Annotated in this window: 25 protein-coding genes; 8 read left to right on the plus strand and 17 right to left on the minus strand. The window is 36.3% G+C overall.

Features of this window, described 5'->3' with window-relative positions:
- Nucleotide 1 precedes the first annotated feature (1 nt).
- Nucleotides 2–508, plus strand: a complete 507-nt coding sequence (locus ES948_RS07230) for a phosphatidylglycerophosphatase A family protein (protein WP_152184284.1) — start codon at nt 2–4, stop codon at nt 506–508.
- On the opposite strand, the gene ES948_RS07235 is transcribed toward ES948_RS07230, so the two are convergent.
- The 4 genes from ES948_RS07235 to gdhA form a co-directional block, all read right to left on the minus strand.
- Nucleotides 501–1,265 carry a hypothetical protein gene (locus ES948_RS07235; RefSeq protein ID WP_152184285.1) on the minus strand — a complete coding sequence of 255 codons (765 nt, stop codon included), beginning with the start codon at nt 1,263–1,265 and terminating at the stop codon, nt 501–503. The genes ES948_RS07230 and ES948_RS07235 overlap by 8 nt on opposite strands.
- 263 nt (nt 1,266–1,528) lie before the next feature.
- Nucleotides 1,529–2,626, minus strand: a complete 1,098-nt coding sequence (locus tag ES948_RS07240; protein ID WP_152184286.1) for a 4Fe-4S binding protein — start codon at nt 2,624–2,626, stop codon at nt 1,529–1,531.
- A 61-nt stretch (nt 2,627–2,687) separates the two neighbouring features.
- Nucleotides 2,688–4,529 carry a mechanosensitive ion channel family protein gene (locus ES948_RS07245; protein ID WP_188109476.1) on the minus strand — a complete coding sequence of 614 codons (1,842 nt, stop codon included), beginning with the start codon at nt 4,527–4,529 and terminating at the stop codon, nt 2,688–2,690.
- Between the two features lie 3 nt (nt 4,530–4,532).
- A complete protein-coding gene (gene gdhA, locus ES948_RS07250) occupies nt 4,533–5,888 on the minus strand; it encodes an NADP-specific glutamate dehydrogenase (RefSeq protein ID WP_152184287.1) in 1,356 nt (451 codons plus the stop codon).
- Nucleotides 5,889–6,068: 180 nt separating this feature from the next.
- On the opposite strand from gdhA, the gene ES948_RS07255 reads away from it, so the two are divergent.
- A complete protein-coding gene (locus tag ES948_RS07255; protein ID WP_152184288.1) occupies nt 6,069–7,994 on the plus strand; it encodes a methyl-accepting chemotaxis protein in 1,926 nt (641 codons plus the stop codon).
- Between the two features lie 20 nt (nt 7,995–8,014).
- Here ES948_RS07255 and ES948_RS07260 read toward each other — a convergent pair whose 3' ends face one another.
- Entirely contained in the window at nt 8,015–8,386 is a 372-nt protein-coding gene (locus ES948_RS07260; RefSeq protein WP_152184289.1) for a hypothetical protein, read from the minus strand.
- Between the two features lie 57 nt (nt 8,387–8,443).
- On the opposite strand from ES948_RS07260, the gene ES948_RS07265 reads away from it, so the two are divergent.
- A complete protein-coding gene (locus ES948_RS07265; RefSeq protein ID WP_152184290.1) occupies nt 8,444–8,842 on the plus strand; it encodes a rhodanese-like domain-containing protein in 399 nt (132 codons plus the stop codon).
- A gap of 112 nt (nt 8,843–8,954) precedes the next feature.
- On the opposite strand, the gene ES948_RS07270 is transcribed toward ES948_RS07265, so the two are convergent.
- A complete protein-coding gene (locus ES948_RS07270) occupies nt 8,955–9,428 on the minus strand; it encodes a hypothetical protein (protein WP_152184291.1) in 474 nt (157 codons plus the stop codon).
- Between the two features lie 74 nt (nt 9,429–9,502).
- Between ES948_RS07270 and ES948_RS07275 the strand changes: the two genes are divergently transcribed.
- The gene (locus ES948_RS07275; RefSeq protein WP_152184292.1) at nt 9,503–10,210 is read left to right on the plus strand and encodes a DUF445 domain-containing protein; all 708 of its coding nucleotides are present in this window, start codon (nt 9,503–9,505) and stop codon (nt 10,208–10,210) included.
- A gap of 4 nt (nt 10,211–10,214) precedes the next feature.
- Here the strand turns inward: ES948_RS07275 and ES948_RS07280 are convergent, their stop codons facing one another.
- From ES948_RS07280 to ES948_RS07290, 4 genes are all read right to left on the minus strand, one after another.
- Nucleotides 10,215–10,424 carry an RNA-binding S4 domain-containing protein gene (locus tag ES948_RS07280; RefSeq protein ID WP_246153843.1) on the minus strand — a complete coding sequence of 70 codons (210 nt, stop codon included), beginning with the start codon at nt 10,422–10,424 and terminating at the stop codon, nt 10,215–10,217.
- A 77-nt stretch (nt 10,425–10,501) separates the two neighbouring features.
- Nucleotides 10,502–10,996, minus strand: coding sequence for a peptide-methionine (S)-S-oxide reductase MsrA (msrA, locus tag ES948_RS10975; protein WP_223176043.1), 495 nt, complete (start codon nt 10,994–10,996; stop codon nt 10,502–10,504).
- Nucleotides 10,938–11,429 carry a methionine-R-sulfoxide reductase gene (locus ES948_RS10980; protein WP_223176044.1) on the minus strand — a complete coding sequence of 164 codons (492 nt, stop codon included), beginning with the start codon at nt 11,427–11,429 and terminating at the stop codon, nt 10,938–10,940. Before ES948_RS10980 ends, msrA begins: the two co-directional genes overlap by 59 nt.
- A gap of 42 nt (nt 11,430–11,471) precedes the next feature.
- Nucleotides 11,472–11,726 carry a GIY-YIG nuclease family protein gene (locus tag ES948_RS07290; RefSeq protein WP_152184293.1) on the minus strand — a complete coding sequence of 85 codons (255 nt, stop codon included), beginning with the start codon at nt 11,724–11,726 and terminating at the stop codon, nt 11,472–11,474.
- 184 nt (nt 11,727–11,910) lie between these two features.
- Here ES948_RS07290 and ES948_RS07295 point away from each other — a divergent pair, with 184 nt between their 5' ends.
- Nucleotides 11,911–12,660 (plus strand): response regulator transcription factor, encoded by a 750-nt coding sequence (locus tag ES948_RS07295; RefSeq protein WP_152184294.1) that lies wholly within the window; start codon nt 11,911–11,913, stop codon nt 12,658–12,660.
- A gap of 5 nt (nt 12,661–12,665) precedes the next feature.
- Here ES948_RS07295 and ES948_RS07300 read toward each other — a convergent pair whose 3' ends face one another.
- The 6 genes from ES948_RS07300 to truC all read right to left on the minus strand — a co-directional run bounded on the left by ES948_RS07300 (nt 12,666) and on the right by truC (nt 21,014).
- Nucleotides 12,666–14,957 (minus strand): ATP-binding protein, encoded by a 2,292-nt coding sequence (locus ES948_RS07300; RefSeq protein WP_152184295.1) that lies wholly within the window; start codon nt 14,955–14,957, stop codon nt 12,666–12,668.
- Between the two features lie 11 nt (nt 14,958–14,968).
- On the minus strand, nt 14,969–15,784 hold the full coding sequence (locus ES948_RS07305; protein WP_152184296.1) for a peptide deformylase: 816 nt from the start codon (nt 15,782–15,784) through the stop codon (nt 14,969–14,971).
- 75 nt (nt 15,785–15,859) lie between these two features.
- Complete coding sequence (locus ES948_RS10860) at nt 15,860–16,036, minus strand: hypothetical protein (protein ID WP_188109477.1); 177 nt, start codon at nt 16,034–16,036, stop codon at nt 15,860–15,862.
- A gap of 16 nt (nt 16,037–16,052) precedes the next feature.
- Nucleotides 16,053–17,522 carry an NAD(P)/FAD-dependent oxidoreductase gene (locus ES948_RS07310; RefSeq protein WP_152184297.1) on the minus strand — a complete coding sequence of 490 codons (1,470 nt, stop codon included), beginning with the start codon at nt 17,520–17,522 and terminating at the stop codon, nt 16,053–16,055.
- Between the two features lie 161 nt (nt 17,523–17,683).
- Entirely contained in the window at nt 17,684–20,245 is a 2,562-nt protein-coding gene (pepN, locus tag ES948_RS07315; RefSeq protein ID WP_152184298.1) for an aminopeptidase N, read from the minus strand.
- Nucleotides 20,246–20,264: 19 nt separating this feature from the next.
- Nucleotides 20,265–21,014, minus strand: a complete 750-nt coding sequence (gene truC / locus ES948_RS07320) for a tRNA pseudouridine(65) synthase TruC (protein WP_152184299.1) — start codon at nt 21,012–21,014, stop codon at nt 20,265–20,267.
- Nucleotides 21,015–21,041: 27 nt separating this feature from the next.
- On the opposite strand from truC, the gene ES948_RS07325 reads away from it, so the two are divergent.
- Together ES948_RS07325 and ES948_RS07330 are read left to right on the plus strand one after the other, a co-directional pair.
- Entirely contained in the window at nt 21,042–21,359 is a 318-nt protein-coding gene (locus ES948_RS07325) for a cupin domain-containing protein (RefSeq protein WP_152184300.1), read from the plus strand.
- A 36-nt stretch (nt 21,360–21,395) separates the two neighbouring features.
- Nucleotides 21,396–22,112, plus strand: coding sequence for a DUF2189 domain-containing protein (locus tag ES948_RS07330; protein ID WP_188109478.1), 717 nt, complete (start codon nt 21,396–21,398; stop codon nt 22,110–22,112).
- On the opposite strand, the gene ES948_RS07335 is transcribed toward ES948_RS07330, so the two are convergent.
- The gene (locus ES948_RS07335) at nt 22,113–23,396 is read right to left on the minus strand and encodes a DEAD/DEAH box helicase (protein WP_152184301.1); all 1,284 of its coding nucleotides are present in this window, start codon (nt 23,394–23,396) and stop codon (nt 22,113–22,115) included.
- Between the two features lie 153 nt (nt 23,397–23,549).
- Here ES948_RS07335 and ES948_RS07340 point away from each other — a divergent pair, with 153 nt between their 5' ends.
- Entirely contained in the window at nt 23,550–25,400 is a 1,851-nt protein-coding gene (locus ES948_RS07340) for a bifunctional diguanylate cyclase/phosphodiesterase (protein WP_188109479.1), read from the plus strand.
- Nucleotides 25,401–25,414: the final 14 nt, after the last annotated feature.

Below are 25,414 nucleotides of genomic sequence, written 5' to 3' on the forward strand. Positions count from 1 at the left end.
CATGAACTGGTTTTTTCTTACTGTAGGCTACAGCGGCCTCTCACCAAAAGCACCCGGGACTATGGGGACACTTGTTTCTCTACCACTTGGTATGGCGATACTTATCTATTTTGATGCGACAACACTTTTCTTGGCGGCTTCACTCGTCTCTATTCTTGCTATCAAGATCATTAATCAGTATGAAGAAGAATCAGGCACACATGACAATCAAAAAATCGTTATTGATGAACTGGCAGGAATGTGGTTTGCACTCTCAGTTGCGCCGGCAACAACTATTGCTATGCATCAGGTTCTTGATCTGCAAAACGGATTTTTGATTCAGTCACTGCTCTCTTTTGTTCTCTTTCGAGTGTATGATATTACAAAGCCGTCTATCATAGGAAGAATCGACAGTGAAGCAAAAGGCGGTGTTGGTGTTATGGGTGATGATATTATCGCCGGATTTGCAGCAGGAATCTCTTCGGCTGCACTTTGGCAAGGATGGCTCTATCTAAAAGATCTTATTTAGAACGCTTTATCTCTTCGTAAGCCTTCTGCGTGAGTTTATCTAGCATATCATCATATGATGTGTAAGCAGACTCCAGTTCGCTTGCACGCTGTCTGAGTGCTGAGAACTGTTTTGTGTTTTTCATATCAAAAGAGTTTTTCGGCAGTTTTTCTATCATAGAGAGCGTCTCAAAATCTGAAAAATCAAGAACAGCATCAAAACCTGATAAGTCAACTGGCATATCAACTGCTATTCTATTTATATCTGCGTGAGATATCTCTACTTCTTGAGTAAATGCCATTAACGCTTCAAGATTGTCATGAAAATAGCTCACTTCAAAACCACATGCTAAAAATGAAAAGGCTTTTGCATAAGGGTTTATTCCAATAATGGCGATTTTAGATGCATACAGGTCCTTGAGATACTCTGTTAACACCCGAACAGTAAAAATATCACCACGCAGGCTTTCATTTTCTTTATAGACAATATCACACATTCCGCTTCGAGCAGCAATAGAACTCATCTCATCCATCATATCAGGCATCTGTGCTACATATTCACTTGAAATCACTGCACCGTTTACATGAGACTTCTTCATATTTGTCACGGTAAAATAGAGATCATCTTCGCGAATGTTCATCGGGATTATCATCACATCATCACCGTTTTGTTTAAAAAGTTTGTTGAGTTTTGCAGAAAAACTGCTCGCTCCTGCATGCTCACCAATATAACCAAAAAGACGTGTCTCTTTGGAAATCTTATTCTCATTGTTCATCATAATAAAGTCCTTAATTAAGAGGAATCCCCAACTTCAGCGACAAATAAAGAGTTCTAGTTCTAGGCAAATTTTCGCAGGACTAGTTTTAACTAATTCAAGAAAATTTAACGACGAATTAGGACTCTTTATTTGTCGCCCAAAGGGAATTTCAAAAAGAGGGCTACTTCTTCGTTGAAAACATTTGAAGCTACTAGTAGCTCCTTCATATCTTCGCCTTGAATTAGCCCTCTTTTTGAAGTTCTGAAGATGGGGATTCCTCTTAATTAAGGACTTATCCCCCATAAAGCTCTTGCTTCATCTTCTTCTATTTGACAACGTCTGCACAAGGTATCGTCTGGATTGTTTGAACTAAAGACCATATTACACTCATCGCAGCGTTTTACACTAAAAGCTACCAGATTTACTACTTCTGGTTCAAAGAACTCTTTAATATTGTACGCATTGGAAAGTGTAATGGCATCTGGTTCACATACATCATGACAGATATGGCATTTGATACACAAAAACGGATCAAAATCGATCTTTGAGTTTTTTAAATCACTTGTGAGTGCTCCGGTTGGACAGACTCTGTAACACATCTGACATGCCGTACAAGCCTCTTCATCCATCATCTTCTGCGAAGTAAAGCTCACTTCATCAGCATCAACTGTATGAAATACAGAAGGCTTCTCTACACGCTTAATAGCTGTAAAGAATATCTTGCGCTTGTTTGGTATGCTCTTTTTCTTTAGTAGCGCAATATCTCTCTTTTGCAGCGTATGTTCTACCAATTCATCACTTGCTTTTTGTACCTCATCTTCAAAACTCTTTTTGACCTTTGCAACGGTTTTAAGGTTCAATGCACTTAAAAAATCACGTCTGTCACTTGGTTTTTCAGAGTCATTTTCATATTTTACATCTTCAAGTTTTATGAGAGCATCATTTTCCATCGCTTCAAGCAGATAGGTTGCCTCTTCATAGTTTGCTTCTATCTGTAGTTTACAGGTTGCAGCTATTTCACAGCTGTTACAGTAACCCATATCAAAAACAAGTTCACCTTTAAGCACTGCCATCGATATAATATGTTCAACACTCAATGCGGCAATACATGGAACATTTTTTCGACAGGAAAGAAGATTATCCTCATCTTCTATAAAGTCAAAAAAGAAGTTTGTTGCTGAGAACTCTTCAAGCTCTAATGCTTCACTTGGACAAACTCCCGCACAGGCACCACATGTCACACATTCATGAAAGTTAATAGCGGGCAGAGGATTTGCATCTATAAATGAGATAGCATTTGTTGGGCAGACCACTTCACACTTATTACATTGACTCTCCACACTTAGTGATCGAACACACAGTCCTGCATTTAGTTTTATCATTATCTATCTTTCTATATCTAAAAATTTTTGATGATTTTATCACAAAAGACTGAAAATAGATTTAGCTATTTTCAGCTCTTTTGGTCTCATCATAAATAGAGAGTGAAGGAAATGCAAATTCTAAGTTGTTTTGCTCAAAAATCTCCATGATTTTATCCATAACATCCTGTTTCGTTCTAAGCCAATCTTCCCACATTACAGATTTGGAAAAACAGTACACTAGGATATTGATACTTGAATCTGAAAATTCGTCCAAATAAACCAAAAGGATGCGCTTAATACCTTCAAGATCATCTTTTGAGACCAGCTTTGCGACATGCCCACGCCTCCCAGCAACATGTTCATACTTTGTCTCTTTGGTTGCGATATCAGGGTGATTTTTCAGCATCTCTCTTATCTCTTCTATGGCCTTTTTAATATCTTCTCGCTTAGAATCATACTTCACACCGAGTTTCATCTTGATACGACGACCAAGTTTACGCTTGTTCCAGTTTTTGATATCTTTAGAAGCAAAAGTACCATTTGGAATGGCAATGAGTGCATTATCAAATGTTCGAATCGTGGTCACACGCAGACCAATCTCTACAACCGTTCCCTCACGCCCGTCTATCTCAATCCAATCCCCTTGAGAAAAGACATCAGAGAAGAGAATAGAGAGTGTTCCAAAGAAATTAGATATTGTATCTTTTGCAGCAAATGCAACAGCAAATCCCCCGATTCCAAGACCAGAAAGAACTGCTGTAAGATTAACTCCTGCAAAGTAGAGAATAAATAAAAAACCTATCATAAAGATGAAAAAGTTGATAATTTTAATACCAACATTGATAAGCTCACCTTTGACAGTTGTCTTGTCTTTTTCAAACTTTTTAAGATTGAGTGCTGCAACGGTGTTGATAACGATGTAGACAATATAGGTCACAATCATCGTATAGATAATATTAAAAAATCTCGATATAAATTCTACAGTGCTAAAGTCATTATAGACATATGCCACCATATTGATATTGATGACAATAATTAAAAACTCTATGCTTTTACGAGTTCTCAGTAGTATGTCTTCTGCATACTCATTTAAAAAATCACTTTTGAGAAGGTATTTTTCAAGTACTATGTAAAAGAGCTTTCTAAAGAGATAGATAAGAAAGATAAGCGTAAAGATAATTATCAGTTTGATAACACTAAGACCAAAGGAATCCAACACTCTGTCAAATACCTGTACAATATCGAGTGAATTGATGTAGACGGCAGGTTTGATGAGATGATATTTTGAAAACATATTGAGTCTGTACATCTTGTTCTCAAACTTATAAAGGTATGCAATCATATCATTGTTGATATCTTGCAGTGCATAAAACTCTTTGATGTTGTTTTGCGCTGCTCGTAATACTTTTGAACTCCCTTGCAATGCCAAAATATTTGCATATTTACTACTGTTTTTCACTATTACACTGAGCTGTTTTTGATTTTGTGCTGTCAACTGGTTGAGCTTACTCTCAAAAGTCTCTATATCATTACTGTCAAGCGCAATTAAAACATTTTTAATCATATTGTTAATATTACGCACGATCAGATAGGACTTTATCTGTGCTTCATCACGAATGACAGCATATGAGTTTCCTGCTCTTTTATTAATAGATATAATCTTTTTGAGCGAAAAAACCTTAGAACTGAAATCTTTCAGATTATTAACATAGTATGATTTATCTGCCATAAGTTTATAAAATGCATCCTCATACATATCTTCTTGTTCTTTGACAAGTTTTGAAGCCTCTTCTTGTGAAATATTGGCATCATTCATCTTATAGACCAGTTGGATCTGGCTGTCAATAAACTCCGAATATTTCACACCCGCATGAGCTGTTAGCGTGAGAACAACAAGAAAGAGAAAAAATATCTTTTTCATACTTTAAATACCTTCCGCTATCATTGCATCTGCAACTTTCTTAAAGCTGGCAATATTTGCACCATCAACATAGTTGCCCTCAACCCCATAGTCTTTTGCAGTAAGCGCTACCCTTTTACAGATTTTCTGCATCGTATCTTTAAGCTTTTCATCTACTTTTTCATAGCTCCATCTACTCATAGAAGCATTCTGACTCATTTCAAATTCACTTACAACAACACCACCGGCATTTGCTGCCTTTGCCGGTGCAAAACAGATCTTATGAGACTGTAAGAGAGTAATAGCCTGCGGAGTTGATGGCATATTTGCACCCTCTGTGACACTTACACAACCATTCTCTATAAGGTTCTGCGCATCAAGTTCTGTCAATTCGTTTTGTGTTGCACATGGAAAAGCCGCATAACATGGGATCTCCCATACAGCATGTCCACCTTCTGGGTAATCCGAAACTGGAATATATTTCGATTCGGGATGGACCTCTGCATATTTTTCCAATGATTGGCGTTTATTTAACTTGATATCTTTTAAAAGTTCCACATCAATGCCTCGAGAGTCATAGATGGTCCCTCTTGAGTCCGAGCATGTTACTACAATGGCTCCAACTTGTGTCAATTTTTCTATGGCATGCACTGCGACATTCCCTGCACCACTGACAACGCACACTTTACCCATCAATGGCTCTTTATTTTCGATCTCCAACATACTTTGAGTAAAGTAGACAGCCCCGTAGCCTGTCGCCTCAGGACGCATAAGTGAACCACCGAAGAAAAACGGTTTTCCGGTAAGCACACCTTCATACTTTGATGTTACTTTTTTATATGTTCCAAAGAGATAGGCTATCTCACGAGATCCGACACCGATATCACCTGCTGGAACATCCATACGAGGACCTATATATTTATGCAGTTCTGTCATAAAAGCATTACAAAACTTCATCACTTCAAAATCACTTTTACCTTTTGGATCAAAGTCACTTCCACCTTTTGCTCCGCCAATAGGTAGACCCGTCAGTGAGTTCTTCAGAATCTGTTCAAAACCCAAAAACTTCAAAACGCCTTCATTTACTGTCGGATGAAAACGAAGTCCACCTTTATAGGGTCCCAGAGCATTGTTAAACTGTACACGATACCCTGTATTTACCTGAATATTATTATTATCATCAAGCCACGTTACTTTGAACTTCAGGGTTCTGTCAGGAACCACCAGCCGCTCCAATATTGCATATTTACTGTATCTGTCATCTGATTCAAGAAGTGGTGCGATAGAGTAGATAACTTCTTCCATTGCCTGATAAAAAACTGCGTTTTCAGCACAGTTAGTATTTTCAAATTTTTTTATCTCTTTTTCCGCTATCGTCATATATGACCTCTATCTATGTTAATTATCATTTTTTAAAATTGTACCACAACTATACGAAAACAACTACATTGCAAAAAAGTTACATTTTTTTACTTTATCCAAAGAATATTCATTTTTTTTATATTTATGCTCCCTATCTTATGCTAGAATATCACAATTTAATCAAAAAAGGTTTCACCAATGTTTCAAAGTTTAAGTATTAAAAAGAAGATGAACTACCTTGTAGCCATAGCTACGATCTCCATTCTCTTTGCTGCAATATTTGTTTTTGGCGCCATGAGTGACCTGGAAAATGATTATGACAATCTTTATGAAAACTCTATGAAAGCAGGCCTGAGCACACTTGTCATTGAAAAGCATATGAACCATGTAAGCAGAAACGACAGAGATATCATGCTTGGAGGTCCGAAAGAAAAAGACCTGCAGCAGATAAAAAGTGATATTGCTACTATTGAACAAAACTTTGAAATATTAGAAAATCTCAAAAACAGTACAGAAACACAGGAGTTAGTTACAAAAGCAAAAAGCTCCACTATGCGCTTTTTAAACAAAGCTTTTTCCATGATGGAGTCTCTGACATCAGAAGATATTCGCAATCACGAAGCGACATTTCAAAAATATCGTAAAACTCTGACACCCTTGGCAGAAGAGTCAAGAAAATACTTCAAAAAACTTGTAGTACTAAAACAAAAAGAACTAGCTGAGAACTCAAAGTTTTTACAAACAAAAATATCATTTTACAAATATTTAGTACTGATTGCCGGTCTTTTTGTTGCAACTGTTGTCTTTATCTTGGCAATAATTATTAGAAAATCTATCACTTCTGGCATTGAGAAGTTTACAGAGCTTATAACATACTCTGCAAAAGGTGATTTCTCTAAAAAATGTACTAAAAACAGCGAAGAGACAGAACTGGGTATAATGGGGAAACATCTGGCAGATCTTCTTGGTCATGTCCAATCTTTAATCAATGAAATCAACACAACCATTACAAATGCATCAAAAGGTGACTTCTCGAAAAAGATCTCTGCTGAAGGTATGGAAGGTGAATTTGTCATTGCAATTAACAATGTTGCAAAAAGTATTGACTTTATGCAACAACAGCATAAAAAATCTCTTCGTGATTCATTTAACTCAAAACTAAGTGTAAAAAGTGTGAATGTTTCTGAATCGCTTACAGTCATTCAAAAAGATCTAAAAACGAATATCTCTGCAATTAAAGAGATTACAGAAGCAACACGTTTTGCATCCAATCTTGCAAATGAATCAAGAGAGAACATCAACAATGTTGTCAATGAACTTCACAACCTCAACGAACAAGCAAGTATGAACAATACTAACATTGAAGAGTTAGCATCACAAACCAACAATATTACTTCTGTCATTGAACTTATCACGGACATTGCAGACCAGACAAATCTACTCGCACTTAATGCCGCAATCGAAGCTGCACGTGCGGGTGAGCATGGTCGTGGGTTTGCCGTTGTTGCAGATGAAGTAAGAAAACTTGCAGAGCGTACACATAAAGCGACAAGTGAGATCGCAATATCAATCAAGTCATTACAGCAGGGTATGAGTGAGATTCAAGAGAGCTCAGAAAATATGAAAGTCACTGTAGATACTTCAACGCAAAAGATAGAAAAATTCGAAGATACACTTATTGAGCTTAGCAACGGTTCAAATAGAATTGTTGATCAATCCTACTTTATGGAAAATTCAATCTTCGTTGTTCTTGCAAAAATAGACCATATTCTTTACAAATCTCGAGCCTATAACTCGCTCGTATCACTTAACAAAATTCTTAAAGCTGTTGATTCTCACTCTTGTAATCTTGGAAAATGGTATGATGGAGAAGGGAAAGAGAGATTTGCATCTACTACTGCTTATCCACAGATGGCTCTCCCACATAATATTGTCCATACTAATGCAAACAAAAACCTTACATATATTGATGCAAAAGACCCTGAAGCCGAAGTTATCACACATGCTGATGATATCATTGAAAGTTTTGATAAAATGGAAGCTGCATCAGAAGAGCTCTTTAGACTTCTTGATCAAATGCTGCGTGAAGTGGAGCTTGATAACTCAAACAATAAAGAAGCATAAAATTTTGCTTCTTGACTTTTTTACTCCCACTCTTCGTACTTCGCTTTAGAGTGTTTATCTTTTTTATACCTTCTGGCATTTTTACTTTTATCTAACTGATTTGAACTATAGAGTAAATCTTCTTTAATATTTTCTATTGTCTCGTCACTCTCTTTATAGGCAATCATCTTTTTTACAAGTTTTTGTAAATCTTGTAGTTCTCCTTTATAAAGAGCAATTTCGTCAACACGATTATATACCTTAAGAGCATTATCAATCTTTTTATTGTAACGTTCTTTCGTCAGTTCAGGAGTGTTACTGAGATAAGAAGTTATACTTTTGTGAAAGCGCTCTAGTGCACGCACATAGCGAAGTCTATTTGAATTTTCTATAGCTTTTTTTGATGCTGCCATTTTCTACCTATTATTTATCTGTTGTTATAATTATACACTTAATTCACGGAGATAATTTTGAAAAAAATATTTTTAACTTTACTGATTTTAACCGTTTCACTTTTTGCAGAGTATAAAAGCCAATACCTCACGCAGAATATTTTAAAGTCCGGTATTCCTATTGTAGATATCAGGACACCTGGAGAGTGGCGTGAAACAGGAATACTAAGAGGGGCCATTCCTATCATGTTTTTTGATGAGAGAGGTAATTACAATGTCAATGCATTCCTGCGTGAGCTTAATGCAAAAGTCGATACGAAAAAACCTTTTGCCATAATTTGCCGAACAGGAAGCAGAACTTCGATGGTTGGACCATGGCTTGCAAAAGAGTTAGGTTACAATGTAACAAACCTCAAAGGTGGCATGATGTATGCCACGCAGGCTCTTGGAATCAGACCAGTACCATATAACAAATAATGCCTCACTGGTTACGATTTCTCTTTTTTCTTACACTGCGAATCGCTATAACTTTTGCAGTGCTGGGATTTTTCATCTTTTTACTCTGGTGGATGCTTTACTCTATCTTTTATTAAAGCAGTGATTTTATAACGTTCGTTACACCTTGATGCAGATTATAGTTCGCTATTGGAAAGTCCAACTCTTCACGTTCAAGATTTACTGTATAGCGTGAAAGATACTCCCCTAAGAGTTTCAGATCAATCGGCTTATATCGTTTACATGCTTCTCTATCGACTGAGGTACGTAGAAGTTCTCCTGTGTCATTTGATTTTGCCAAAGTAAATGCTAAAGTCTTGAGACTTAAAAAATCACTCCAATCCAAAAAAAGTTCTGGTGTCAATTTTGCAACATGCTTCCCTTCCGGGGTAAAAAGCAGGTCCATCTCACGCAGTGGCACAAGCACCGAAAGAATAGCACGAGAAAAAGGAACAACCTTATCAGACCAAAAAGGAGACTCATTTCTTGTTTGTAACTCTTTATCTATGACATTTACAATTGTCTCACCATCTGCATTTTCAAATAGCTCATAACTCTCTTGTTTCATTATAATTTCCCATATATTTGTATAATTTTCCAGATTCATAGTATATAATTTCATTTTTAAAAAGGAGATATATTTTGAAACTAAATAAAAGCTTTATAACTAACCTTATTGCTCTACTTCTTGTCGGGCTCTCTTTTATATTTTCAGCTTACAAAGATGCACTTTTATATACAGGACTTTTTGCTCTCTCCGGAGCTCTCACAAATCAGTTAGCTATCCATATGCTCTTTGAAAAGGTACCCTTTCTCTATGGTTCAGGCGTTATACCTCAGAGATTTGAAGCCTTTAAAAAAGCCATTAAAGATCTCATGATGGAGCAGTTCTTTACTCATGAACAGCTGGAAAACTTTTTTGCCAAAGAGGAGAAAAAACTCAACCTTACTCCCATCATAGAAGAGACTGACTTCTCACCTGCATTTGATGCTCTTTCCAAAACAGTTATGGAGTCCTCTTTTGGCGGTATGCTTGGGATGTTTGGTGGAGAAGCAGCGTTAGAGGGTCTGCGTGAGCCTTTCTCGAAGAAAATGAAGTCAGCTGTCATAAAAATAGTAAATTCAAAAGCTTTTGATGCAACACTGCAACAGCATCTGCACAACTCATCCTTAAGCGATGACCTACTTGAATCAATCGAGAAAGTAATTGAAGCAAGACTCAATGAATTAACACCGCAAATGGTCAAAGAGATTGTAGAAAAACTCATCAAAGAGCATCTAGACTGGCTTGTAGTATGGGGTGGTGTTTTTGGTGGACTTATAGGACTTTTAAGCTCTTTTGTCCTCTAAAGTCTTACTCCACTTCGATAGTTACGTCATCACCGACGACTAAAACATCGCCTTTTATTATTTTGGCACGTTTTCGTGTCTCTGTTTCACCATTACGCAAAACATACCCCTCTGCAACGATCATTTTTGCCTGTCCGCCGCTGTCAACCAAATCTAAAACCTTTAAAAGTTTATAGAGTTCTATATATTCATCTTCTAGTTTATATTTTATCATATTGTAATCATACCCAAAGAGTGTTATAATTTAGATTATGCAAGTAGCTTTCAATCAATCTAGTCTAGTATCTCAGCTTAAAACCGTTTAACATAAGCATGACAATATGGTTTTTTCCTTTTTCTTTCATAATAGTTTTGATGATACGCTTCTGCTTTATAAAAAACTTTTTTCTCTTTGACTTCTGTAGCAATATCATAAGATTTCGATTCCAAAAGCCTTATGAGTTTTTGAACTGTTTTTCTCTCTTTCTCATTTGATACAAAAATGGCAGACTTGTATTGTGAACCAATATCAGGACCTTGTCCCTCTTTTTGTGTTGGATCATGAATCTCAAAGAAGAGTTTTACCAAAGACTCATAGCTTACTTGTTGTGGATCATAGGTCACCTCTACAACTTCCAAATAACCACTGTTCCCACGTGAGACATCTCTGTATGTCGGATTTTTCATCTTACCACCCATATACCCAGAGACTACGTTTTTCACACCTTTTTGTTTTTCTAGATAATACTCAACACCCCCAAAAGCATCCTCCTGCAAAGTATGCTTGTTTAAGTCTCTCTTTTGCATCTGCTTTTTGAAAATTCAAAGAGAGTGAATTGACACAGTATCTAGTATCTTTTTGTGTAAATCCTTCACCTAAAAAAACATGCCCTAAATGTGCTCCACATTGTGCACAAAGGATTTCTGTACGATATCCGTCAGCATCTCTGACTCGTTTAACGGCTCCCGGTATGGCATCATCAAAGCTCGGCCATCCACAATATGCATCAAACTTATCACTTGATTTATAGAGTGGTGCATTGCACTGCTTACAAAGATATACTCCTTCTTCATTAAATTTATAATATTTTCCGCTAAAGGGTCTCTCTGTTGCTTTAAAAAGAATAACCTGCTGCTCTTCTTCTGTAAGCTTGTTAAGTTTGAGTTGTTGTAACTTATTTCCATCTGCATGTAGTAAAGAAATAACAAATAACAACAATATTAATATGCTCTTTTTCATAATTCTTCTCTCTTTTTTTATTTTCATTCAATTATATCTCGTCTATGTGCACTCTTTGTGCAATAATTTTAGCTTCTCTTTTCGTGAGAGTTTTTTAATTACATACTCTCGTTTTGTCGCACTGCTTCTATCTTCATATTTTTCAAAATAGAGAAGCTCTACAGGACGTCTTGCTTTTGTATATTTTGCTCCTTTATCTGAACTGTTATGCTCATCTATACGCCTTGTTAAATCTGTTGTGATTCCTGTATAGAGACTACTGTCACTACACGATAATATATAAACAAAATAGTCCATATCACTCCCTTAGTATCTTTCTAATTTTACACTAAAATTTTAATTTTTTTCGTCACATTCGTATCATTTTGTAACAATGTTTTTATATCTTCTCTCCAACTATTGTAAATAATATAAAGTTATATTATAATCATAAACATATTTATCACAAAATAGTCATATTTTTTTGATACAGGACATAACTATGGAAAAACATAAAGTAATAATAGTAGAAGATGATGAAATAACCTCACTCAATTTAAATATGTCCTTACAAAAACACGGTTACAGTGTTGTTGCAATGTGTGACAATGCTACGCAAGCCAAAAGTAAAATTGCCACACACAAGCCTGATGTTATCATTATTGATATCTCTCTGCAAGAGAGCAATGACGGTATTGAACTTGCAAAAACCATCAAACAAAAATATGATATACCTTTTATCTACCTGACATCCTACAGTGATGATGACATCATCTCTCAGGCAAAACTGACAGAACCATATGGATACATAGTAAAACCCTTTGATCCGGGTTCACTGCATGCAACCATTCAGATGGCACTTTTTAAGTACCAGATGGAAAATGAAAGAAAAGAGGATATCAACTCTTTAAAAGTTGATAAGCTTAACCTTGAAAAACTGCTTTACTCTAAAAGAGTCTCAGACAAGCCGATTGTTCCATTTGGAAAAGATTACCATCTAGATATCAGTATCTGTGAAACTTTTTACAAAGGTAAAAAGATAAAACTGACAAAAAAAGAGAATGCTTTTTTACGTCTTTTAGTGGCACAACTGGGTATTGTTGTAAGTTTTGAACAGGCTATGAACTATGTTTGGGATGAACACGGAGCAACAGAAAATAGTGTAAGAACACTTGTTTGGAGACTGAGAAACAAACTTGAGACTGATATCATTAAAAATGCTTCTGGTATTGGTTACTATATCGAAGAGTAAGATACTCAGCTAATCTTTATCGACTCTATCTTCTTTTTTATCCTTTGATATGCCTCCTCGTAGTCATACTCATGCATCTCATGTTTTGCCATCTGCTCCATCTCTGTAGAGTCCTTGAGCAACTCCTCTATACGGAAGTTTCCACTTGAGCCTTTGATACTGTGTGCTTTTAGAGCTATCTGTTTATGGTCTCTTTTATCGATAGCTTCCTGCAACTCTGGCAGTGTCGTATGCATTTTTTTGATAAAAAGCCGTAAAAGTAAAACCAGTTCATCCTGCGTGAGCATTAACTCTTTTGAGAGTTTATCTGCGTCAAGTCCCTCAATCACTTCTTTACCCACATCATTTTTTATTTTCTTCTCTTCTATTTTAACAAAGGTATCTACTTGCAAGTAAGAGAGAAAAATACGTTCTAACTCTTTTAAAACTACCGGTTTTCCTAAAAATGCATCAAAACCGATAAGCAGTCCTCGCTCTTTTGCTCCTTTGATAACATTTGCGGTAAGTGCTGAGATAGGTGTATGACGTAACCCCTGACTCTCCTCATACTCTATGATTTTTTTCACAGACTCAATGCCATCCATCACAGGCATCTGTTCATCCATTAAGATCAGATCATAAGAGTTCTTTTTATAGAGTTCATAGGCTTCAAGGCCATTCCTTGCCAAATCAAAGGTCAAACCATATTTACTCAAAATGATCTTAATGAGTTCCTGATTTGCTTCATTATCCTCCGCTATTAAAATATGCCCTTTAAATTTTTGTGAAATCTGTTTGTCATACTCTGCAAACTCTTCAGGGTTCATCAGCTCATTGAACGACATATGAATTTTCGAACAATAAAGTGGAAAACACATTGCATTGATATGTCTATATTTATCATAATTGTCATATTCACGGCTCATCAGAGCAATAAATTTTTTCTCTGATGTCAGGACCTCACGTTTAAACTCCAGATCAACATCTTCATGAACAAATATACATACATCAAAATCATCTGGAAGCTTCTCAACAACAGTGATGTTCATATCAAATATTTTTGCATACTTTAAAAATGACTTATGTTTAAAGTCAAGTTGCTTATTATTCGCATATAAAACCATTCTAAGCTTTTGAAAATCTTGAATGTTATCAATGATTTTGCACTCTTTTGTAGCTACTTCTATGGGAATTTCCATCCAAAAAGTACTTCCTTTTCCAAGGACTGAAGCTACTTCTACTTTACCATGCATCAACTCCGCAAGTTGATACGATATTGAGAGTCCAAGACCTGTACCTTCTATGTTTTTGTTGTCACTGTACTGTGCCTGAGCGAATGCCGTAAAAACTTTTTTCAAGTCAGCCACATCAATACCGATACCATTGTCACTGACAGATATCTTGAGTATGCCATTTTCATAACTTCCCTCTATCTCAATCACACCACCTTCAGGTGTAAACTTAATAGCGTTACTGATAAAGTTTGATATTATCTGCTTGATACGCAGGGCATCTCCATAGAGCTCACGTGGGATCTTTGGATTGATAAAAGAGGTCATTGTGATATCTTTAGCATTGGCACTTGCAACAAAAAGCTCCATCGTATGACTGAGTTCATCATGTAGAGAAAAGACCTTTGGCTCGATTGTAAACTCACCACTTCTGAGTTTTGAAAAATCTAAAATATCATTAATGATACTCAGCAGATTCTCTCCGCTGTTTAAAATAATCTCAAGATAATTACGATGCTTTTTCGGTAGATTCTCATCAATTAAAAGATTTACAAAACCTAAAATAGCATTGAGCGGTGTACGGATTTCATGGCTCATATTTGAGAGAAAGTACTCTTTTGCCTGTCCTGCACGAATCGCTTCCTGTCTTGCATCAACAAGTTTTTGAAAGATGGTATCTGTGTAAAATTTCAATATTCCGCGGAAATTTTTGTCAAATATATATGATATCTCATCAAAGAGCTCTTTTGAGTTCATCCCTGCATCATAAGAAACATCAACCATAGAGCGGCGAAAATGACTGCATATCTCAAAAAGCTCATCTGCACCAATTTCACGAAACTTCAAATATGCCAAGAGTTCCTGCATAACAGGACAGTTTCCTATCTCCACCTCTCCGGCGATAACACCCATAAAGTAATCAAACACACCACTTGCATACTTCTCTATAAAGTAGTTTTCATCAATGTCATGAAGCGCTAAAATCTCTTTTGGTGAGTCATAAGAGACCCACTGTCTTAAGATAATATCTTTTGATTCTACAAAAAGTGCCTGATGTTTAATGAGTGTCGGGATATTTTCTAACATACTATCTACTTCTATTGATATACAAAGAAATAAGAAAGCAGCATAATAATACTCAATTTAAAAAGTACTATCAGTGCCGTTCCAATAATGTTCCCTATCTGACAACTGCTACATCCACTTTGTTGTTTTCCCTCATACTGTGCATAAAAGAAATAGACTACATCAAGAAGAACAACCCCGATAGAACCATACAGAAGATACTTCCAAATATTTTGCAGCAGTAAGCTATCCTCAATAAAAAGAGATGCAACAAAACCAAGTGCCATAAATACCATAATCACATTCATTATCAGTACAATTTTATCTCTTTTAAAACTTGTTTGACAGTAGTCTGCACTTCCTACTTCACCACCATACTCAAGTCTGTTTTCAAAAGCCTCTTTTGCCTCTTTGGACATCTTATGAATGAATGTCGCACCAAAGGTATAATCAATTTTTCTCTGGATTACAATAGCCATAGACCCACTTGCTTTGAGAGAACAATCTTTTGCATCTCGGTCTTGATAAACCACACTGATATTTTCATAACGTGTTATCTCTGCTGTTTGGTTTGGATAGTATGCAGTTGATTCTTCGGTAGTGACTCGGCCGCTGTGTGCGATAAGACGAGGGTTGATTATCTCTATAAGTTCACCATCCTCATTTTTCACAACAATCACATTATAATAGCTCCCAATCTGAAAAGCGGCAAGACCATCCAAATTATTTTCATTGATAGTATCTTTGAGATCTTCTATCAAGGCAAATAACTCGTCATTAAAAACTCTTACATCAGTTGCATATTCGACACTAAGTGGAGTTGGGTATGTGATAATCTCTTTAACCATAAAAGCGCCTTTTATATCGTTTTTGGGAAATATTTAAAGGGGAATCACTTTGGGATAAATCCCAAAGTTATAAAATTAGTGGCTTTTTCCTACCACGATAATCATTTTAATATTGATCACTACAAATCTGATAAATTGCCAGATAAGACATGTTCTCATTTTTCTAGCGAATGCACCTGGAATCATTGTAAGATTAAATGCATCACTTTTTTGAAAGTTTACTTCTTCTTCTACTAGTTTTTTCTCGCTCATGTTGTCTCCTTATATTTTATTCTGGAATTAAAGTCCAGCCTGGATTTAGTTTTGCTTTATAGATAAACAGGTGATGTAAAATATGTTTAATCCAGTGTCCAGCAAGACCGATTTCACCAAATGTATAGTCTGTATCACGACCTGTTCCAGGATATTTTTCAAAGTCAGGAACAACAGGGTAAACTGTCATCGCAGCCGCAGTTCCGTCAAATATACCTTTACCTGCAGAAGCAACACAAGCAGCACCCATTTCAGCCATAGAAGCTTCATGTAAATGAGCATTTTCACCTTTTGTCATTAAGTCACAAACAGAGTGTGCAACAGCTTTACCGATAATACCAGAAGGCATACCAGTTCTTGGTGGTGTTGGGTTAATCGGAGTTCCATTTGGAGAACTCATAGGTTTAGAGATGATATGTGGTGGTGCGAAAGCGATACCAGCAGCAAACATATTTTTATATGTAGGGTTTTGGTATGTTCTTGGCCAGTCAGATGCTTTCCAGTTCTCATAAGCACCAGCATTATAGTTTGCATCAACTTTCATAAATCCGTTTGGAGCAAACACAGTATCAGTGATATCTTCACCTGCTTTGTTGTAAGCTTTAAGACCTACACCTGCAAATGGTGGAATAAGCATTGAGAAATCGAACTCCTCTTCACCCGTTGAACCATCAAGAAGCTCATAATGAACTTTCCCTTCTTCAACTTTCGAAACATGCGCACCTATAATCCATTCAACATCACGCTCAGCAAAAAGTGATTCAGCAAAAAGCTTAGAAGATACAACATATCCACCAACTTTCATATGAAGTCCACCCATACCAAAGTCACCAAGGAATGACTCATTTGAGATCCATTTCATATCTGCCATATCACGTACACCGGCTTTTCTTAACTCATGTTCGATATTGAAGATATACTCAAATGCAGCACCTTGACATGTACACATACCGTGACCTGTACCAATAAGGAATTTTTGACGTGTTCCAGCTTTCATCTTTTCAATAGCTTCAGCTAATTTTTCAGAAGCGTGAACAGCGTGGTCTGCAGTACATACTGAAACCGTATGCTCACCTAATTGACTTCCTTCACCTAAACCTGGTGTTGCACCGAAATTAAGTTTTGGACCAGTTGCATTTACTAAATAATCATATTCAATAGTTTCACTTTGACCTGCTTTATCTGCACTTGTATATTCAATAGTTACAAAAGGCTTATCGCTTGACTCATTACCTTCTGGATTGATTGATACTGCTTTAGCCTGATGATATGTAATTCCAGCTTTTGCATATACAGGGGCCAAATCAAAAGTAACATCCTCTTTTGTCATTTGTCCAACGCCAACCCAGATGTTTGATGGAATCCAGTTCCATTTTGCATTTGGAGTGACAACTACTACTTCGTGCCCAGATCCTAACCATTTTGCAGCGAATGTTGCTGTTGTATGTCCAGCAACACCACCACCTAATACTACTAATCTTGCCATATATTCATCCTATTTTCAAGTTCTAGAAAATCTTATCAAAAAATAATCACATTTGTATCACAAAAAGTAATTACAATTACTTATAATTTTGATAAATTTAAGAAATACATGCTATTTTTGCCCTATTTTAGGAGAGATAAAAAGTTCATTAAACAAAAAAACTAATTTGATTTTAAAATTTTCTCTATAATCTCAAAAGAATTTTTTGAAAGTGACTGTGTAGAAACTACACGCATCAATTCTCGCTTCATTAATTTTTGGTTTTCTTTGTTCATTTTATCATATATTTTAAATGTTGAGCAGAGCCCAGAGGCCATTTGTGGGTTGATTTTATCAATCTCAATGATCTTATCTGCAACAAATTTATATCCCTCTCCATCTTTTGCATGAAAATGTTTATGATTTCGAGCAAAGGTTCCTACTAAAGAACGTACAAGGTTTGGCACTTTATCATCATATACCTCATCATTCTGCAGTGCTTTTACACGATGCAAAATATCATCACGCAATGAAGATGAAAGCAGAGCAAAGTATTTGTTCATCACAAGTGTGTTCTCTTTATACTTATTGTAAAAATCTTTAAAAGATTCTTCAGCTAACGGTTCGTCAGTATGCTCTAACACATCAAGGGCCACCACTCTGTCTGTCATCGTAAGAGATTTATCATACTGGGCTTTTGCAATGAGCGCTATCTCTTTACTCTCTAAAGCAGAAAGCAGTTTTAAGACTCTGTTTTTGATAGCACGCTTAGAAATACTTTTTGCGTCCAAAGAAGCACTTGTAGAGTGATTTTCGCGGTAGAGTTCTAAAAGCTTCTCTTTAAAAGTAAGTGCAAGCTCTTTTAATAGGTCCTCTTGTGCAGCATAAATTTTTTGACAATCAACAATCTCCTGTCGCTGCATTAATGTAGAGACTGATGGCAGTTCTAAAAGAAGTGCCTTATATGAAAGATCGATATCCAGATCAAGCAGATACCCAAAAGCTTCGATGTAAGCCTTATTGATATCATGACCTTCCATCATTGCTTCCAATGTTGCAACAGCAAAGTTTTGTGCTGCTTCATACTGCGTAAAACTGTTGGTATCATACTTCATTAAAAAAGCATAATCTATCTGTTCCTGTTCTACTATAATAGGTGCAGAAAAATCTCTATTAATGGAGAGTACCGGTTTTGCATCAAAACCTTCAAAGGTAAATGTCTCTTGCTCTTTTGAGATGATAAGCATCTCCTCAAATGCCTCTGCGCCATCTTGATGAATCAATGCCATCTTTAAAGGATAGTACATCGGTTCCTGCTTTGAGCCATCAACGTCATCAGGAATCTTCTGCGTGAGCTTTAAAGTATATCTACCATTTTCAAAATGCTCTTGAACGACAAGACGAGGTGTACCACTTTGGTGATACCAGAGTTTAAACTGCTCTAAATCAATCTCACCTGCTTTGCTCATTGCCCAGACAAAGTCACCTGTCGTTACTGCTTCACCTTCAAAACTTTTAAAGTACAGATCCATAGCCCCGCGGTACTTCTCTTCTCCTAGCAGTGTATACATCATACGAATGACCTCAGCACCTTTTTCATAGACGGTCGAAGTATAGAAGTTATTCATTGAGATGTATGATTTTGGCTGGATAGGATGACGTGTAGGCGATGCATCTTCAACAAACTGACGCTCACGCAATCCTTTTACATCTTCTATGCGTTGTACCTCACTTGAGTTCATATCTGCTGAGAAGCACTGGTCACGAAAGACGGTCAACCCCTCTTTAAGGGTGAGCTGAAACCAGTCACGACAGGTTATACGATTTCCTGTCCAGTTATGAAAATACTCATGGGCAATAACAGATTCAATACCCATAAAATTTGCATCTGTTGCCGTATCGCTGTCTGCTAGAACATAGGCAGAGTTAAAGATATTGAGCCCTTTGTTCTCCATGGCCCCCATATTAAAACTGTCAACTGCTACTATATTATAGATATCAAGATCATACTCTCTTCCATACTGTTCTTCATCCCAGAGCATAGCTTCTTTGAGTGAGCTCATTGCGTGAGAGCATTTGGACTCATTTCCTCTGTCTACATAAATGTTAAGAGCAACTTCTTTGCCGCTCATTGTTATAAAACTGTCACTTACCTCCCCCAAATCTCCGGCAACCAAAGCAAAAAGATAGGAAGGCTTTGGATGTGGATCATGCCAGGTCACTCCATGACGACTGTCAAAGCTGTCATGGCACTGCAATCTGTTTCCATTACTCAGTAGTACTGGATACTTCTCTTTGTCAGCTATAACCGTTGTAGTAAAGAGACTCATAACATCAGGACGGTCAAGATAAGGCGTGATTCTTCGAAAACCTTCTGGTTCACACTGAGTACAAAAGATATCTCCTGATCTGTATAGACCTTCAAGCTCGGTATTTTTATGCGGATAGATTTTATTGATGATTTTGAGTTTAAAAGCTTCTGGTACATTACTAATCGTTAATGATTCTGCATCAATGTTATAATGCTCACCTGAGAGTACCATACCATCGAGTTCAATCTCCAAAAGTTCCAACTCTTCAGTGTGAAGTCGTAAGTCAGTCACATTTTCAAGTTTTAAAAACTCCATAACATTGGTAACAATGGTCTCTTCTTCATAAAGCTCAAATGTTAGATTGACACTTTTAATGGCAAAAGAGGGTTTTTTGTAATCTTTTAGATATATCGCTTTTGGTTGTTCACTCATCTCTATTCTCTTTTTATTTTTAATTATAAAATTCTATCTTATCTTGCCATCCAAACTCATTAAAGAGTTTTTGAAACGTTGCATCTAATTTTGCTTTAAATATCAGATTTGCACCACTATAGGGATGTTGCAATTCAAGACTCACGCAGTGAAGCAAAAGTCTATGTACTCCATATTCTGCACGTATAAATTTATTATGCTCCCCTCTTCCATACTTTGTATCACCAAGAATATGATGCGAAATATGTTTCATATGACGGCGAAGCTGATGCTTTCTGCCCGTCTGTGGCAAAAGTTCTACTAAGGAATAACGTGTTTTTTCATAACGTCCTACCGGTCTGTCAATCTCGACAGTTTCCACTCTCTTATACTCTGTTATAGCATCTTGGGCACCTTTGTCTTTTTGTGCATCCTTATCGCTGATTTTATCAAGCTTCTCTTTAAGGGCATGCTCTATCAGACCTGACTCATCTGTATAGCCTCGAACGACTGCAATGTATTTTTTTCGTGTTGCATGCGCTTTAAACTGTTCATTGAGCAGTTTTGACGTATGAGAATCCAGTGCAAAAAGAAGAACCCCTGAAGTCGGTTTGTCTAATCTATGAACAGGATATACCCATGCACCTATCTGATCACGCAGCATCTTCATCGCATAATAGATCTCATGCCTATCTATCATAGACTTGTGTACCAAAAGTCCACTTGGTTTATTGATAGCCACCAAATAGTCATCTTTATAAAGAATCTCTAACTCATAATTTTCAAACATAGTGCAATAATATCATATAATACTGCTATGCAAACATCAAATGTCTTTACAAATATTCCATCAGATTTATCACAAGAGGTTTTTGAGACACTGCTTGAAGCAGATGATATCCGTATAGAGCGTATCATCTCCTATGGTCATACATCACCAAAAGAGGGATGGTATGACCAGGAAGAGAATGAATGGGTCATCGTTTTAGAGGGGAGTGCTACTTTAGAGTTTATCGATAAAAAAGTAAACCTGAAAAAAGGCGATTTTATCAATATAAAAGCACATGAAAAGCATAAGGTAATCTGGACTGTAGAAAATAAAAAAACAGTTTGGCTTGCAATCTTTTATAAGTAAAAGTATAATAACTCAAAATTATTCAAGGTTACGCTAATGCAAGACTATACTTTCTCTATATTTGGTGTCATTAAAGAGGCTTTTAGGCGAACAGATGGTGTTAAATGGACATTTATCGCTTCACTGCTTCTTTTTTTACTTATTCAGTTGACTATTGCTTTTACACTCCTGCTGATTATGCCTGAAGTTGAACAGTATCTGGACCTTCTTTTAAATGTACTTACACTGCCTATTGCTGTTGGAATTATCATTCTTGGTATCTCACGTGCACGACAAAAAGAGCTGGCTGTTAAACAGATATTTGACTATTTTGGACGCTATCCATATCTCTTGCTCGGTTATATTTTAGTAACGCTTTTTACAATTCTTGGATTTATCGCTCTTGTCATACCTGGTATCTACCTTGCAGTAGCATATACTTATACACTTCCCCTTATAGCAGATAAAAATATGAGTGTCTGGAATGCAATGGAGCTCTCACGTAAGACTGTTACAAAACAGTGGTTTCGCTTTTTTGGCCTTGGAATTGCCATATTTATCATCGTACTGCTTGGTGCAATTCCTATGGGTATCGGACTGATATGGAGTGTTCCAACGGCATATATCACTTACGGACTTCTTTACCATAGACTTTTTGATGATGAAGAGATAGAGTATGATAACAATGATATAGAAGAAGAGACTATAGAAGAAGAAAAAACAGTAAGCACTTCACCTAAAGAACCTATGAAGATCTATCCACCAGAGAGTTGATTATCCATCTCTCTTGGTTGTTTTTCTCTTTTTCTTGGCACTTTTTAAGAGTTTCGCCGTTACACGTTTAGGCTCTTTTTTATGTTTGACAAACTTCTTTGCCTCACGTTTATGCTCTGCTTTTAATTTGACTTCATCAACATCTTTACGACGAATATTCGGGTCTGGCTCGAAACCTTCTACAACATCTTTCGGAATCTTTTGACCGATGAGCTTTTCAATCTCTTTGATATCATACTTCTCATAGATATCAATCAAACTAATAGCCTCACCTTCACGCCCTGCACGCCCGGTACGCCCAACACGATGCACATAATCTTCAGAAATGGAAGGAAGTTCATAGTTAATGACATATGGTAACTCCTCAATATCAAGTCCACGTGAGGCAATATCTGTTGCAACGAGTACTCGAAATTTACCCTCTTTAAACTGTGTAAGCGTTTTTAAACGTTTTGCTTTTGTCTTATCTCCATGAATCACACCGACTTTAAGCCCATCTTTTTTGAGTTCTTCTGCAAGCTCATCTGCACTTGCCTTTGTGCGTGTAAAGACAAGGACCTGAGGAAAGTTGCGTGAGCCTATAAGATATGCCAAAAGTTCTGCTTTTCTTGCAGTATCAACCTGATAGGCTATCTGATTGATTGTATCAACCGTCGTATTTTTCTTTGCAGTTTCAATAAATGCAGGTTTTGTCAATATAAGTTTTGAAAGCTTTCTCACCTTATCTGAAAATGTTGCAGAAAAAAGGAGTGTCTGATGACGTTTTGGTAACAATGGATGAATCTTTCTAATATCTTTCGTAAAACCCATATCAAGCATTCTATCTGCTTCATCAAGTACAAAAATCTCTACATCACTTAAATTGAGTCCATTCTCAATATGTTCTAGCAGTCGTCCAGGCGTTGCTATAACTATTTCAGTACCATGTTTGAGACGTTTACGCTGTTTTTCCAAATCTTTTCCACCAACCAAAATATCTGTTTTTATATCCATATATTTTGCATAAGCATTGATATCTTCATATATCTGAATAGAAAGCTCGCGTGTCGGAGAAAGAATGATTGCACGAATCCCTTTACTCTCTTGATGTTTACGAAGACGCTGTAAAATAGGAAGTGCAAAAGCAGCTGTTTTTCCCGTCCCAGTTTGTGCTGTAGCAAAAATATCTTTTTTCTGTAAAACTAAAGGAATTGCTCTTTGTTGAATCGTTGTCGGCCTTGTGTAAGCCAAATCTTCTATGGCATCAAGCAGAGGTTTAAAGACTCCTAGTTTTTCAAATGACATTTTTACCCTTATAAATATATTTATATAGCGGTATTTTAGCATATTAACTCAAAGATTACAGTTATAAATGTGATAATAAAATTTAATATAAGGATGTGATACTTTTGTGATATAATTCTCACAAAAATATAAGAAAATGACACGTAGACAATGATGGCAACATATAAAAATTATTTAAATGACATTATACAACTAGATAAGCTTCATCTCAACCCATATAAGCTTAAAGAGATCTCTGTTATTATAGTACCGATACTTATAGGTCCTATCAGTTTTTTATGGGCACTTATTTATCTTATCTATGGTCAGTATACTGCTGCAACTATTCCTATGTTTTACAGTTTTATCTCTCTATTTAATCTGTGGCACTACAAAAAAACCAATAATCTTCTCGCTATTCAAAAAACACAGATGCTTCTTGTTCTTATCTTGCCTTTTTTATTGATGTGGGTTTTAGGCGGTTTTGCAAATAGCAGCTATATCATGGTCTGGGCATTTTTTGCTCCGATTGCCGCTATCATTCATGAAAAACGAGGAGAAGCAAAGTATTGGCTCTTTTCATTTTTAGCCTTGATGGGCTTTTCCGTTTTAATCGATCCATGGCTTATCGCACATCATAAAGAGACTATGCCAAAGAGTGCGAAAGAGATCTTTTTCTTTTTAAATATCTCTGCATCACTGACGGGTATCTACTATCTTCTCAAATTCTTTGTTTACAATAAGAACAGAAATATCACAACAAAGCTCAAAGAAAAGAACCAACAACTCCTAGAGTACACAAAAGAGCTGCGAACCATGCTCTACACAGACTCTCTGACAGGACTTAAAAACAGAACGGCACTCTTAGAAGATAAGAACAAAAGAGACTCAATGGTACTTATCCTGCTCAATATAGACAGATTTTCTCAAATCAATGACCTTTTTGGGGAAAAATTTGGAAATAGAGTACTCATCGCTTTTAGTCAACTGCTCAAGAACAATCTCAAAATACATAAAAACTGTGAGGTATATCGCCTTAGCGGTGATGAGTTTGTCATTCTCTCTGGAGAGAGAGATGCAAAGATATTGACAAATAATATCGCTCAACTTGTCAATTATATCAATGAAAATCCTTTAGAGATTGAGGATCAAGAGATCGCACTCCATATTACAGTCGGAATCTCTACAGAAAGTACCGAACAACTGCTTCCTACTGCGAATATGGCTCTCAAAGCTGCAAGACGCTCTAAAAAAAGTATTATCTTCTATACAGAGGAGATCTCCTTAAATGAAGAGTACGAAAACAACATTCGCTGGATAAAAGAGATAAAAGAGGCGATCAAAGAAGATAGAATTGTTCTGTTTTATCAGCCGATTATGGACAATGAGAGTAATGAAATATGTAAGTATGAAACGCTGATACGGCTCATTGACCAAGAGGGGAACATCATTGCTCCAAATAAGTTTTTGGAGATTGCCAAAAAATCAAAGCTCTATAAACAACTGACAAGAATTGTCATCCAAAAAAGTTTTGAAGCCTTTAAAGAGAATGACTTTGACTTCTCAATCAACCTTACAATTGATGACATTCTTGATAAGAAAATCACAACTATGATAGAGAGAACTTTGCAAAACTATAATATCTCACACAGAGTTATCTTTGAGATCGTAGAGAGTGAGAGTATTGAGAATTTTGAGAAGGTAGAAGATTTTATCAATATGGTCAAATCATACGGTTGTAAAATCGCTATCGATGATTTTGGTACAGGATATTCCAACTTTGAACATCTTATGAAACTTCAGGCTGACTTTATCAAAATAGATGGCAGCATCATTAAAGAGATAGTCCATAACAAACGCTCAGAAATTATTACTTCTGTTATTGTTGCTTTTGCAAAAGAGATGCAGATAAAGACTATTGCAGAGTATGTAGAAAATGAAGATATTCACAATAAACTCATCAAACTTGGTGTTAATAAGTCTCAAGGCTATTTTTTCGACAAACCTCAGCCAAATTTACCATAAAAGCGATATACTTT

Origin of the sequence: Sulfurimonas indica, from assembly GCF_009192995.1 — a bacterium.
GTDB classification, from domain to species: Bacteria; Campylobacterota; Campylobacteria; order Campylobacterales; family Sulfurimonadaceae; genus Sulfurimonas; species Sulfurimonas indica.